Source organism: Pseudomonas sp. MF4836, from assembly GCF_002018875.1.
Taxonomy (GTDB): Bacteria; Pseudomonadota; Gammaproteobacteria; order Pseudomonadales; family Pseudomonadaceae; genus Aquipseudomonas.
Map to the genome: position 1 here is coordinate 231,869 of NZ_MVOL01000012.1, position 12,878 is coordinate 244,746.

Annotated in this window: 11 protein-coding genes; 2 read left to right on the forward strand and 9 right to left on the reverse strand. The window is 64.8% G+C overall.

The genetic code is table 11. The features are described 5' to 3' along the window. Positions 1-7: 7 nt before the first annotated feature. From MF4836_RS26075 to MF4836_RS26115, 8 genes are all read right to left on the reverse strand, one after another. Positions 8-325 carry a DUF3144 domain-containing protein gene (locus MF4836_RS26075; RefSeq protein WP_078472715.1) on the reverse strand — a complete coding sequence of 106 codons (318 nt, stop codon included), beginning with the start codon at positions 323-325 and terminating at the stop codon, positions 8-10. Between the two features lie 51 nt (positions 326-376). Further along, a complete protein-coding gene (locus tag MF4836_RS26080) occupies positions 377-1,528 on the reverse strand; it encodes a M50 family metallopeptidase (RefSeq protein ID WP_078472716.1) in 1,152 nt (383 codons plus the stop codon). Positions 1,529-1,642: 114 nt separating this feature from the next. After that, the gene (gene rtcA / locus MF4836_RS26085) at positions 1,643-2,671 is read right to left on the reverse strand and encodes an RNA 3'-terminal phosphate cyclase (RefSeq protein ID WP_078472717.1); all 1,029 of its coding nucleotides are present in this window, start codon (positions 2,669-2,671) and stop codon (positions 1,643-1,645) included. Between the two features lie 9 nt (positions 2,672-2,680). Beyond that, positions 2,681-3,469, reverse strand: coding sequence for a nucleotidyltransferase domain-containing protein (locus MF4836_RS26090; protein WP_078472718.1), 789 nt, complete (start codon positions 3,467-3,469; stop codon positions 2,681-2,683). A gap of 12 nt (positions 3,470-3,481) precedes the next feature. Further along, positions 3,482-4,123 carry a hypothetical protein gene (locus MF4836_RS26095; protein WP_102047944.1) on the reverse strand — a complete coding sequence of 214 codons (642 nt, stop codon included), beginning with the start codon at positions 4,121-4,123 and terminating at the stop codon, positions 3,482-3,484. Between the two features lie 13 nt (positions 4,124-4,136). Beyond that, positions 4,137-5,486, reverse strand: coding sequence for a PBS lyase (locus tag MF4836_RS26105; protein WP_078472721.1), 1,350 nt, complete (start codon positions 5,484-5,486; stop codon positions 4,137-4,139). Positions 5,487-5,490: 4 nt separating this feature from the next. Then, on the reverse strand, positions 5,491-6,717 hold the full coding sequence (locus MF4836_RS26110) for an RtcB family protein (protein ID WP_078472722.1): 1,227 nt from the start codon (positions 6,715-6,717) through the stop codon (positions 5,491-5,493). A gap of 730 nt (positions 6,718-7,447) precedes the next feature. Continuing rightward, entirely contained in the window at positions 7,448-8,998 is a 1,551-nt protein-coding gene (locus MF4836_RS26115; RefSeq protein ID WP_078472723.1) for a TROVE domain-containing protein, read from the reverse strand. A gap of 204 nt (positions 8,999-9,202) precedes the next feature. Between MF4836_RS26115 and rtcR the strand changes: the two genes are divergently transcribed. Continuing rightward, positions 9,203-10,810: an RNA repair transcriptional activator RtcR gene (rtcR, locus tag MF4836_RS26120; protein WP_078472724.1), complete on the forward strand. Its 1,608-nt coding sequence runs from the start codon at positions 9,203-9,205 to the stop codon at positions 10,808-10,810. Positions 10,811-10,837: 27 nt separating this feature from the next. Here rtcR and MF4836_RS26125 read toward each other — a convergent pair whose 3' ends face one another. Further along, positions 10,838-11,248, reverse strand: coding sequence for a PaaI family thioesterase (locus MF4836_RS26125; RefSeq protein ID WP_078472725.1), 411 nt, complete (start codon positions 11,246-11,248; stop codon positions 10,838-10,840). A 179-nt stretch (positions 11,249-11,427) separates the two neighbouring features. Between MF4836_RS26125 and MF4836_RS26130 the strand changes: the two genes are divergently transcribed. Then, complete coding sequence (locus MF4836_RS26130) at positions 11,428-12,222, forward strand: DUF4349 domain-containing protein (protein WP_078472726.1); 795 nt, start codon at positions 11,428-11,430, stop codon at positions 12,220-12,222. Positions 12,223-12,878 lie beyond the last annotated feature (656 nt).

Here is a 12,878-nt window from a genome sequence, read left to right on the forward strand (position 1 = left end):
GGGGCTGTCAGTGGTCCTGGCGGGTCATGTAGCGGTCGAAGTTCTCGATGTAGTCGGTCAGGTTCTCTTCCATCATCAAGCGGAATTCCTCGACGAAATAATCCACCGCCTGCTGCTTGGCCGCCGCCAGTTCCTCGGCATTGCGGCACCCGCAGGCGCTGACCCAGGCACTGAAACGCGAGTTGGCGTACATCAGTGAAGCGCTGGTCTTGCCACGGCTGCTGTCGGCGATCTGGGTGTTGGCCAGTTCGATAATGGCGTCCGCGCGGTTGTAGAAATCCTGATCCGTTTCGTTAGCCGTCTGGTTGGCCGCTTCGTCAGTCATAGGGGCGTTCCTCATCAATGGGCGGGAAAAAGCGCGCCAGTATAAAGAGGTTTAGCGCTCGGGGCCGAGGGCTTTCTCGGACGCTGCGCAGGTGCCCGCTGACAACTGGCGCAGGCTGGCGGCCAGCAGCCGCTCACTGTGGCCCTGGGACAGCACCGGGCTGTTATCCGCCGCCTGCTGCGCCTGCGCAAGATAGGCCTCGGCCTGTTGCCGGCGCCCCTCAAGCAGCGCGCGCAGGGCCTGGCAACGTGGGCGCAGCCAGGGCGCGTACCAATCGGCATCGGCGCTCAGGCCGCTGTCATTCAAGGGTGTCGCATCCTGCTGCTCGCAGGCTTGGCAAAAGGCCAACTCGGCGCGCAATAACTCGATCAAGGCGCTCATGCCGTGCAATTGTCCGGCCCGGGCCTTGAGCAACCCGTCCAGCTCCTGGCTCATCTGCGCCGCTGCTGGCCAGTCGCCGCGATCCTGCGCGGCATTTAGCCGGTAGCTGAAGGCCATCAAGGGTTCGGGCATGGCGCCCTGGTCCAGCAACTGAAGATCGGCCACCGGCAGTTGCCCGCTGGGCACCCCGGCCACCGTCAAGGCGGTGAGGCGCGCCTGGGCCAATGCCGCACCCTGGTCGTCGCGATGCCGATACCAGGCGATCAGGAGCATGCCGTCGCTGGGCATCACGTGCCACGACGGCAGCAGATTCGCCAGGCCCATGCTGAGGTTGATGGCGGCGAACGCGAGGCACATCGCCCCAACCACCGAGGATGCGTACAAGCCCAACCCCAGGGCCAGCAGCCCGACCACCAGATTCGATAGCGGCCCCATCACGGCCACCAGCATCCACTGCGAGCGCCAGGGACGCTGCGGATTGGTCGCCGGAATGACATAGCCGCCCAGGCGATTGCGCTTGAGCTGGGGCGACCAGCGCACCCGCCAGCCACGCCGCTGCACCTGTATCTCCAGCGCCGCGATACGCACCAGCAACACCGGCATTCCCGCCAGCCGGGCCCCCAGGTAATGCCCGCCCTCATGCACCACCAGACCGATGATCCCCAGCACAGTGGCCAGGGCCATGGCCAGGAACGGCTGCAGCCCGGACTTTATGCCGAAGCCCAGGATCAGCGCGGCGATAAACCAGCCACTGATCGATATCAGGCGCTGCAGGAGATTGAGCACTCTGTTCAGGGCCTTGAGCCCCTTGCTGCCTTGCATCGCGCGCGTCCTTGAGTGTGAAGCCGATGGTCATCCAGGCGCGCAGCCTGCCAGTTTCCGCCCTGGCGATTCAAGCGCCGATTGCCGCGGCCGCCTGCGACGCAGGCGGTGCAATCAGGCGCTGGGCTGGCACTCCACCAGCAACAGGTTTTCGGCCTGCTGCCGGCATTCGATGCGCACCGGCAAAAAGCGCTCGATCACGGCCAGGTTGCTGCGCAGATGATCGCTCATGCGCGGCGTGGTAAAGCTGCCACCCCCGGCCAGGGCCATCGGCAGCAGCAACTGGTCGGCCAGGTGTTCGGCCACGGCCGCTTCGCTGTGCAGCCATTCGCGAGCCTGGTCGACGACCCGGTCCGCCACGGTCTCGGCGCGCACGCTGGTCTGGCCAAAAGCACTGAAGACCTCAGTCAGGTGCTCAAAGGCGAACTCCAGCAACAGCACGTTGCCGGGGCCGTGCTCCTGGTCGATCTGGCTCACCTGCAACTGCTCGGCAGCGAACCCCAGGCGCTTGGCGACCCGATCCAGCTCGCGCTCGGCCACGCGCCACGGCACGCCGGCAATCAAGGCCGTGGCCCGTTGCTCAAGCAGCTTTCCACGCTGGGGCAGGTGCAAAGGCTGCAACGACGAAGGCTGGACAAACAGGGTCAGTTCGCCACCGCCCGCGGGCACAAAACCGTGCCGCAGCAGTTGCAGCTCGACCTGCGCGCCCATGCGCCGCAGCAGCGGCAGCCAGGCCCGCTCCAGGGTATCGCTGGGAGGCGCCATCGGGTTGTGGGTGCCGCCGCTGATGGTCACCCGGCTGGGTTGCGACGCATGGAGCAAGGCCGGCAGCAAGGTCTGCAACACCAGGGTGCAGCTGCCGGCGCTGCCGATGGCGAAGCGGTAGTCGCCACCGCGAATCGCCCCGGGTTCGAACGTCAACTGCTGCGAACCCAGCTCGGCCCCTTCGACCCGGGCCTGGCACACCTCGGCCGCCGCCAGCACCGAGGTCAGGTGCTGACGCAACAGCCCCGGCTTGCTGCGCCTGGCGCGAATATTCTTAATCCGCAGCCCACGACCGGTCACCATCGACAAGCTCAAGGCGCTGCGCAATACCTGCCCGCCGCCGATGGCGCCGTCTATTTCAATCACATCCTGTTTCATCACCATTCCTCAGGCGTAGTGGCCAACCATCTGTCTCAGGTAGGCATCCAGCACGCTGTTGTCTTCTTGGGTGCGGGGCAGCTTGGGCACCGCACGCGCCAATTCCGTTTCGATAAACCGATGCAGGACCGGGAGTCGTGGGCCATAGGTGGCCTCATCGGCGTTGCGTTTGAGCACCAGCAGCTCGGCCACTTCCGCCAGCAGCGCCGGATCGTCGACGGTGCCCAGCAGGTCGTCGAAGGTCATCGGTGGCCGGCCACCGCCCTGGTCGATCCAGCGCACGGCGAGCAACGGCCGCAGCACGTAGAAGTACTTTTTCAGGCGCACGCTGTCGCCTTGCAGGTAGCCGCGAAAATTCTTCCTGGCCATCGACAGGTAGTGGCTGCGGGCTGCCGGCGGGCTGTAGAAGGCTTCGGCCAGCTCCCGCAGGCGCAGGGTGGCGACGCTTTCGCTGCGGTACACCAGGGGCGAGTCAAGCCATTCGAGCAGGGTCGGGTTGGACTTGCGCAACAGCCCGAGGGTCTTGCGCAGCTCCCAGCCGCTGACGTCCAGTTCGTCGTCCAGGGGGCGTTCGATCACGTCCCGCGGGGTGTCGACCTGGATAAACCACTCGGGCTTTTCCACGTACACAAAACGCACGTCATAGTCGCTGTCGGTGGAGGCAAAACCCCAGGCGCGGCTGCCCGATTCACAGGCATACAGCACCTTGACGTTGCGCTCGCGCTCGATGCGTTCCAGCTCTTGCAGCACCCGCTCGCGCATCGCGGCGTCGAGGGGGTGGCGCTGTTCGAAATCCATGTTGCTCTTCCTTTAATCAGTCGCACTGGCGACCAGGGCACTGAGGGTCCGGCGCCGAGGGTTCCACACCGTCATGCACCAGATCCCCCACCACTCCAGGCCGCTGGCGAAATAGTCGCTCCAGGGCGGGTTGTCGTCGCCGTCCTGCCAGTCGAGGACAAAGCCGTCGACCCAATTGATCACCTGCACCCCCTCTGCGGCTTCCAGACCCAGCAGGTTGCACCACTCGTGAAACAGTGCCCGGGCCTCCTCTTCCCCACCCTTGAACCGGGTGCCATAGGGCGGCCGGCGAAAGCCGTGGTAGAGCTCCAGCGGTTCCTGGGGCGCCTCCTCGACCCGCAACAAACGCTGCACCTGCTCCGCCGCCAGGGGCGTGGCCTGGGCCCGATGCTGCTCCCAGGTCACGCTGGGCGGCGGACGATGAGCGTATTCCGGGTTCTGGATCAAGGCCCGGTGCCACTCCAACTGGCCGTGCATCAGGTGCTCATGCAACTGCTGCAAGGCCTGGCGATGCAGGGCCTCGTCCACCCGGGTTTCGGCCTCGGGCGCCAGCAGCACGAACTCGAAGACGCAACCGGCCGCGTCCATGCGATTTCGCAGCGAGGCGCAATGGGCCTGCTCGATGCCCTGCAGCAGGGTTGTCTGTCTGATCACGCTCAATCCTTTTCTAACGCAGGCGGCTGACCGTGCCGGGGCTCAGTTCAGCGGCCTCTTCCATTGTCTGCAGTTGTTGCAGCAACGCCTCGCGCAACGCCTTGGGCGTATGCGCGTCGGCCAGGGTGACACGGCCCCGGCACCAGCCCTGGACACAGGTCAACCAATAGGCCTGATCCGCACCGGCCCGGGCATGACGCTGCAGCAGGTACTGCAACTGATAACCCCGGGGCCACAGCGTCATCAGGGCCGCCCGGCGTTGTGCCGGCAACCCTTGCCAGCCCGCATCCAGGCGCTGGCGCAGCGGCTCGTCGAGGTCCCGCCAGGGTTGTTCGCGCAACAGCTCCACCGCCCGCGTGAAGACCTTGTCCGACTCATCGTCCAAGGCTGCCAGCTGCTGCTCCAGGCCGCGCTCGCCCAGGGCCTCCAGGGCTTGCAGACGCACCGACGCCAAGGGCGATTGCAGGGCCAGGCACAGCAGCGGCTCGGCCGCCGGCTCATTCAGCTCCCGGGCCAGGCCCGCCAGCCCCAGCCATTCACGGCGCGAAGCCGGCGCCGGCAGGGCCAGCCGTGCCAGCAATACCTGGCGCGCCTCCACCTGCCATTGCGGCGCCGCCCAGCGGGCCAGGCACCGCATGGCTGCCGAATCATCCAGCAGGGCTCGTTGCAGGTACGCCTGTGGCGCCTGCACCAAACCGAGCAACCGGCGCAGGGCCTTGACCCGGACACTGGCGCCCCGGGTGTGCAGGGCGAACTCCAGCAACGGCACGGCCTGCTCCAGGGGCAATGCCGCGCAGGCTTCCACCGCCAATTGCCGCACCATCATGTCGCGGTGGACCAGGGCCCGACGGATCAGCACCTCAGGTTGCGCCGTGGCCTCGTGCAGCAAGCCGAACAAAAAGCGCGCCGGCTTGCCTTGCAGGCTGACGAACGCCGCTTCGACCTCGGCCCGCACCTCGGGCGCCTGAAGCACCGCACGCGCCGCCGTCAGTGTCGCCAGGTGATCCACCCGCTGCTTGTCGCCCAGGGCGATCAACGGCCCCAGCGCCTGCAACAGCAGGCCGACGTACTCCCGGCGCAGGTAGGGCTCGACCGCCGCGGCGGCCAGTTGCCGAACCTGCGGCACCCAGTCATTGAGGCGCAGCAGCAACGCCGCCAGTGCCTGGGCCGAGGGCCGCTGGCCCAGGGCCCGGACCGCCACTTCGCGCACATACCCCCAACGGAACTGACTCAGGGCACTCCAGCCCTGGTGATCGTCCGGGCCTTGCAGCGCGGCGATCAGTTCGTCGAGCTGATCGGCTTCATAAGGCCGCTGCTGCCATGACTGGCTGCGCAGCTGCTTGAGTTGGGTGATGCAATCCATGTTCTTATCCCTTGACGCACACCACCTGACGCAAGGTGTGCAGCACTTCCACCAGCTCGCGCTGGGCGTGCATGACTTGATCGATGTCCTTGTAGGCCATCGGTATTTCATCAATTACATCGGCGTCCTTGCGGCACTCCACATGGGCCGTGGCGCGGATCTGGTCCTCGAGGGTGAAGGTGTTCTTGGCCCGGGTCCGGCTCATGGTGCGACCGGCACCGTGGCTGCACGAGCAAAAGGCGTCCTCGTTACCCAGGCCACGCACAATGAAACTCTTGGCCCCCATGGACCCTGGAATGATCCCCAGTTCGCCCTTCTTCGCCGACACCGCGCCCTTGCGGGTGACCAGCACCTCTTCACCAAAGTGCCGCTCTTTCTGCACGTAGTTGTGGTGGCAGTTGACCGCTTCCAGCGCCACTTCGAACGGTTTGCTGATCACCTGGCGCGTCGCCTTGATCACCGCCAGCATCATCAGCTCGCGGTTTTGCCGGGCGAAATCCTGAGCCCAACCCACGGCCTCGACATAGTCGTCGAAGTGCTGGCTGCCTTCCTCGAAGTACGCCAGGTCACGGTCCGGCAAGTTGGCGATATGTTGGCGCATATCGGCCTGGGCCAGGTGGATAAACAGGTTACCGATGGCATTCCCTACCCCACGGGAACCGCTGTGCAGCATAAACCAGACCCGGTTCGCCTCATCCAGGCACACCTCGATGAAGTGGTTACCACCCCCCAGGGTTCCCAGGTGCTTGCGGTTGTTGCTGTTGGCCAGCGCCGGGTACTTGTCGGTGATGGCCTTGAACCGTGGATCGAGCGCCGCCCAGGCCTGGTCGGCCTGCTGCGGAATCTCCCCCCAGGCGCCTTTATCGCGGCCGCTGCGGGGCGAGGTCCGGCCATGGGGCACGGCCTGCTCGATGGCGCTACGCAGACCCAGCAGGTTATCCGGCAGGTCGGCGGCGGTCAGCGAGGTGCGCGCGGCAATCATTCCGCAACCGATATCGACCCCGACCGCCGCCGGGATGATCGCGCCCTGGGTCGGGATCACGCTACCAATGGTCGACCCCTTACCCAGGTGCACATCGGGCATCACCGCCAGGTGCTTGAAGATGAACGGCATCTGCGCGGTGTTCATCAATTGCTGCTTGGCTTCGCTTTCCACAGGCACGCCCTGGGTCCACATCTTGATCGGCTTACCGTTGGCCACTTCCAGCAATTGATAGGTTTTGTGTTCCATGTTCTCGACTCTTTTCCGTGGGCCGGCGATCCGGCACAAATTTTTCAGACGCTTCGTTCAATCAGTCAGGCAAACCACTGCAAGCCGAAGCCCGCATAAACGGCGACAAGGGTCAGGTGAAACATTGCAGCACGCTCTACCGTTGAGCTAGCGCCGTGAGGCGCACAGGAGTCGAACCCGTTACCACGCCGTTCTGTAGTTCCACCGGCATTCGCCGGGTCAATCGATAAAACCTGCAAGCCTGGGCCTGCTGGCAGCGACAAGGGGACAGGCACATTTGCTCTACCGACTGAGCTACCCGTTGCCGGGGCGGGGCTCGAACCCGCGACACAATGGAGTACCTGTGGCATTCGCTGCCTCCCGCCGAGGCGGGTCAAAAGGTGCGACGACAAGGGTGTGTGGAAACAGTGGTTGGTGTTCTGCCCCTTGAACTACGGCGGTCTTTCAACCACCGGCGGGAGTCGAACCCGCATCACGAACCTGGGATGTAGTTCCACAAGCATTCGTCGCATAAAACCGCAAATAGGTGGCACGACAAAAGGTGTGACTGAGTAGCCGGAATCGAACCGGCGTAACCATGATGTACAGCCACGGGCATTCGTGCCTTCAGTGCGTGTGACAAGGGTTTGGCGAGACGCCGTCAATGTAGTCCCGCCGGCATTCACACACGCCGAAAATCAATTTCTGTTGCGCCCGCCGGGTCAGCGGCGGACGACTGTTGTTGCCACGATCAGAGCTGCATCGCTTCGATCGCTTCGACCCAGTGCCGCGCACCGTAGTGGCCGGCGGTGAACTGGGCGATCACATCGAACACCGCATCACTGAAGCCGCCGACGTTGAGGATATCCTCGCGGTCCGCTGCCTGGGTGGTGGCGCCGGGTTGCATATCGATGCACACCAGCCGCGCTTGCGGGTTGATCTTCTTGATCCGCGCCCATTGCTGCATTGTCGCGCTGGCACCACGGCGCCGGGCGTCAATCCATGACTCGTTGTCCGAGACCAGGATCAGGGTATCGACCTTGGCCTTGGTATCGGCCAGCCTGGCCAGGGGCGCCGAGCAGTTGGTCCCGCCACCGCCGATGGCCGCCAGTTTCTGTGCATTGCTCATCACGCTGTCGCGAGGGTTGAGCGAGATATCCACCACCTGCACTTCAAACGGCATCACCCGCGCCGTCGGTTGCTTGCGCAGCACCGCTGCCGCCACCAGCGCCGCAACATCGATGCAACGCACCGCCGTGCTGGCTCCCGGACGATAACCGGTGACCGGGCTGTGCATCGAACCCGAGACATCCGGGCACACCACCACTGCACCTTGCAGCGCCGGCACGTTGGCCAGCGACAGCTCGAGGGCATCCTGCAACGCCTCGCGCACCACCAGCGGCACATCGTCGCCGGCCATGCGGTAGGCCGCCAGCAACTGGTACGGGTAGACCCGGGCCTTGGCCACCGCCTCGGCATCCGCCAGGCGCGCCGCCACATACTCGGCGCAACCGGCCACCTGGAACGCACCGTTGCGCGCCAGGGTGTTGAGGTTCATGCGTAGCGCCTGCCAGCCCATGTTCCGCGCCTGGGCCACCCATTGTTCCGGGCTCAGGGTCTGGTTGCTCAGCAACTGAAACGGCACCTGCGGTATCTGTGTGCTGGCCCCGCTGCGAAACATCAGCAGCGAACGGGTCAGCTCCGGCAGCGCCGCAATATCCACCGGCTTGCCGATCAGCCAGGCGAAAAACGCTGCACGCCAGGCTTCCTTGGGTTTGGGGTGAACCATCTTCACCACATCCGCCAGCGACGGCTGGTTGCCCACCGAGGCTTGCAACAGCTGGTATTCGCTGGCGCTGTTCAACCAGTTCTGCACCAGCCGCTTGGGCTGCGAGCCCAGGGATTTGCGCCCGGTGGCCCCGCTGCGCAGGATCTGCACGAAGTTGCGCAGCATCTTGCCGTTGTCCACCACCTGCTCGAACAACTCCGGCACCAGGGCCGAACGTTGTGCGGTCAGGGCCGAGAGCATCAGCGCCGGCATGTCCTTCATGTGCCCTTTGCGTCGGGCATACAGCGCGGCCTTGGCCACATAGCGGCTGTCGAGTTCGGCCACCAGTTGCAGCACGTCGGCCAGTTGGCTTTCAGCCGAGGCGTAAAAGGTCTGGTTCAGGCAACCGGTCACTGCCAGTTGCGCCAGCTTGTGCTTGGCACTGTAGGCGTAGGCCGGGGCCTGGGCCGCGTTCAAGGTGTCGCAGGCTGGCAGGGTTGCCGGTTGGCTGTTGAACAGCTTGAAGTTGGCCATCTTGGCGTCTCGCTCTGTTGTCTCGTTCGTTGCTAGAGATATTGCAGAGCACGTGCCAGTTTTGTTTTCTTGGCTGAAATTATTTTTAACTTATTGATTTATATAGTTTTATTTTTACAAAAGAATTTAAACAGTGTTTTAGGCAAGCGTAATACTCTGGATTTATTTATCCTTTCATATCGCCTTTTATCCAAGGATATAAACATGCCCGCCAAGCGCACGGTCGCCATCGGCTTTATCGGCTCCAACCTCGACCGCGTCGGCAAGGGCGCCAATCGCTGGAGCCATTGGCGGCCCAGCGTCGGCCTGTGCCAGCAGGACGACCTGCTGCTGGATCGCCTGGACCTGATCCACGGCACCGAAGCCCGCGACCTCGGCCTGGCCGAACGGGTGCGCGAGGATATCCGCCAGGTCTCTCCGCTGACCGAGGTGCGCCTGCACCCCATGGAGCTGCGCAACCCCTGGGACTTCGAAGAGGTCTACGGCGCGCTGCACGACTTCACCACCGACTACCCGTTCGACACCGAGCACGAGGACTACCTGGTGCACATCACCACCGGGACCCACGTGGCGCAGATCTGCTGGTTCCTGCTGACCGAGGCCCGCTACCTGCCGGCGCGGCTGATCCAGACCTCCCCGTCCCGCCGGCGCAACCTCGACGAGCAGGCCACCGGCACCTACGCGCTGATAGATCTGGACCTGTCGCGCTACGACCGCATCGCCTCGCGTTTTGCCCACAAGCGCCTGGAGGGCCTGGCGTTTCTCAAGTCCGGAATCGCCACGCGCAACAGCGCGTTCAACCGCTCCATCGAGCAGATCGAACGGGTCGCGGTGCGCTCCAAGGCGCCGATGCTGCTGATTGGCCCGACCGGCGCCGGCAAGTCGTTCCTGGCGCGCCGCATCTACGAACTCAAGCGCAGCCGGCATCAGGTCGAGGGGCGCTTTGTCGAGGTCAACTGCGCCACCCTGCGCGGCGACGGCGCCATGTCGACCTTGTTCGGGCATATCAAGGGCGCCTTTACCGGGGCGCAGAACGCCCGCGACGGCCTGTTGCGGGCGGCGGATGGCGGCATGCTGTTCCTGGATGAAATCGGCGAACTGGGGGCCGACGAGCAGGCGATGCTGCTCAAGGCCATCGAGGAAAAACGCTTCTTCCCCATGGGCGCGGACCAGGAGGTGGCGAGTGACTTCCTGGTGATCGCCGGCACCCACCGCGACTTGCGCGGGCGGGTGGCCGAGGGCCTGTTTCGCGAAGACCTGTATGCGCGGATCAACCTCTGGACCTTCGACCTGCCAGGGCTGGCCGGACGCCGTGAAGACATCGAGCCGAACATCGATTTCGAGCTGGAGCGCCATGCCCGCGAACAAGGGCGCCTGGTGCGCTTCAACCTCGAAGCGCGGCGCCGCTACCTGGCCTTTGCCAGCTCCGGGGAGGCGGCCTGGCTGGGCAACTTTCGCGAGCTGTCGGCATCGATCACGCGCATGGCAACCCTGGCCGACAGCGGCCGCATCGACGAAGCCCAGGTCGCGGAGGAAATCCAGCGCCTGCGCTATGCCTGGGGCCTGACCCAGGAACACGACGACCTGGCGCCGCTGCTGGCGGACGAGCTGCAACTGGACCTGTTCGACCGCCTGCAACTCAAGGCCGTGATCGGCGTCTGCCGCCAGGCCGGCAGCCTCTCCGCCGCCGGCCGCCAGCTGTTCGGCGTCTCCCGCCAAGCCAAAGCCACCCCCAACGACGCCGACCGCCTGCGCAAATACCTGGCCCGCTTCGACATCGACTGGAAAAAAATCAGCGAAACCCAGCCCTGAACCCGTAGCCGAGCCTATCGGCAGCCGCTACAGAGGTACGGCGAACACCGCGTTGGCGCGGGCGACGGGGCGATCGCCGACGTGCAGGCTGACGGTGGCGAACGCCATTTGCCGACCGCGTTTGGAGTGTTCCAGGCGCACGTCGATCCACTCCCCGACCCGCACCGCGCCAAGGTAGTCGAGGGTCATGCTGGCGGTGATCAGCGGCAACGGCGGATCGCTGGAGAACGCCATGGCGTAGCCCATGCCGATGTCCGCCAGGGTGGCGATGATGCCGCCGTGCACCGTGCCGCGACCGTTGGCGTGGCGTTGATCGGCGCGCAGGCCGATCTCCAGTTGCAGGCCACTGCCTCGGCTATAGACCGGGCCGATCAGCTCCAGTAACGGGCTGCTGCGCGACAGCGGGCTGTAACCGTGGGGAATGTCCGGGGCGTCCATGGGCTGAATCCTTTAAAAAGAGGTGCCTGATATGTAGTGCACCCAGGCTCCGCTGCCCAGCTGTATCAGGACGGCAAATCAAACCCGATAAGCCAGACGAAAGCCCTTCCCAACCTATCGATCAGCGGTAAGATGCGCGCCAGAAAAAACGCCACGACCCACGATCTCAAGGAACGACCATGCACCACCCGGATGGCAAATCCACCACCCTGCGCCGCCTCGCCCTCGTCCTGCTGAGCAGCCTGACCCTGAGCGCCTGCTCCGGCGGTGGCGACTCCTCGTCAGCCGAACTCGCCGGCGCCCGAGGCAAGGCTGGCGCCCTGCTCGCCTACGAACACCAACTGACCCTGTCGCTGCCCGCCGACCTGGTGTCCGCGCGCCTCACCGCCACCCGTGAAGCCTGCGAAAACGCCCAGTTCGGCGCCTGCAATGTGCTGCGCATCGAAAACGGCAAGTACCGCTCCCAAGTGATTGTGCGCATCGTCCCCGACGGTGTGGAGCCCCTCGTCAAGCTCGCCTCCCAGGGCGCGCAACTGGCCGAACGAGTGACCACCGCCGAAGACCTGGCCGACGCCGTCGCCGACGTCCAACGCCAGCAGGAACGCCTCAAGGCACAACAAAAACGCCTCGACGAACTGGCCGCGCGCCGCGATATCACCGTCGGCGACCTGATTGCCCTGAGCAAGGAACAGGCCGCCATCGAAAACGACCTGCAAGCCCTGGCCCAGGCCGCCGCCGGACAGCAACGACGCCTGGACACCAACCGCCTGACCCTGAACTTCGAACCCACCGACAGCAGCGAAGGCATGTCCAACCTGCGCCAGGCCTTCAGCAACATCCTCGGCAACCTGGCAGACGGCACTGCCAGCGCAGTGGAAAAAATCAGCCACGCACTGCCCTTCGTAATCCTGGCCTTCCCCCTGGCGCTGATCTGGGTCTGGCTGTGGCGCAAGTTTGTGCGTCGACGTAGCTGAGAGTGAGGTTCGAGCCTTCGGCAGCGGCTACAGAGCGGAGATCGCCTGTAGCCGCTGCCGAGGCACGAGTCTGCGCTGCCCGCGTATCGAAAACGCGCAGGTGGTGCCACTCCAGGCCGGCCGGAGGGCCGCCGTCTTGCTCTTGATGTTGATCTGAAGCGCCCCGTCAAACCACGATGGCCGAACGCAGGCAGTGAGCCGTGGGCAACCCGGCAGGACGCCGGGTTAGCCGCGCTGGGCCAAGGATGGCCCATCGCGGCGGCCCACGGCTCACTGCCGGAGCGAGGGCATGCCGAGCCTAGGCGAGGCACCAAGTGGTGGGGCAAGAGCGTTTTGCTTACTTTTGACTGGGCCGGCATTCCGGCTGTTCAAAAGTGAACCGCTGTAAGAGCGGAACCATAAGTAGCCGTGACCGCAGCAATGGATATGCCCCCCATAAACCCGAGGTGCCAGGTCTTGGGGCCGCTGCGCGACCCAGCGGGAGCAAGCTCCCTCGCCACAGCCAGCGCCCTCACCTCAAAAAAACTCCCTTGCCAGAGCAACGAATCAGCTCCCGCACCAAATCCCCCTGCACCACCAGCCAAAAAGCTCACCCCTGCAACGCCAAAGCCAACCGCTCCAACCCAATCCCAAACCCTGCCCCCTCCCGATAAGCC

Coding starts and splice junctions, on each gene's coding strand:
- MF4836_RS26075 (WP_078472715.1), bottom strand. CDS start 325: ATGACTGACGAAGCGGCCAACCAGACGGCTAACGAAACGGATCAGGAT.
- MF4836_RS26080 (WP_078472716.1), bottom strand. CDS start 1,528: ATGCAAGGCAGCAAGGGGCTCAAGGCCCTGAACAGAGTGCTCAATCTC.
- rtcA (WP_078472717.1), bottom strand. CDS start 2,671: ATGAAACAGGATGTGATTGAAATAGACGGCGCCATCGGCGGCGGGCAG.
- MF4836_RS26090 (WP_078472718.1), bottom strand. CDS start 3,469: ATGGATTTCGAACAGCGCCACCCCCTCGACGCCGCGATGCGCGAGCGG.
- MF4836_RS26105 (WP_078472721.1), bottom strand. CDS start 5,486: ATGGATTGCATCACCCAACTCAAGCAGCTGCGCAGCCAGTCATGGCAG.
- MF4836_RS26110 (WP_078472722.1), bottom strand. CDS start 6,717: ATGGAACACAAAACCTATCAATTGCTGGAAGTGGCCAACGGTAAGCCG.
- MF4836_RS26115 (WP_078472723.1), bottom strand. CDS start 8,998: ATGGCCAACTTCAAGCTGTTCAACAGCCAACCGGCAACCCTGCCAGCC.
- rtcR (WP_078472724.1), top strand. CDS start 9,203: ATGCCCGCCAAGCGCACGGTCGCCATCGGCTTTATCGGCTCCAACCTC.
- MF4836_RS26125 (WP_078472725.1), bottom strand. CDS start 11,248: ATGGACGCCCCGGACATTCCCCACGGTTACAGCCCGCTGTCGCGCAGC.
- MF4836_RS26130 (WP_078472726.1), top strand. CDS start 11,428: ATGCACCACCCGGATGGCAAATCCACCACCCTGCGCCGCCTCGCCCTC.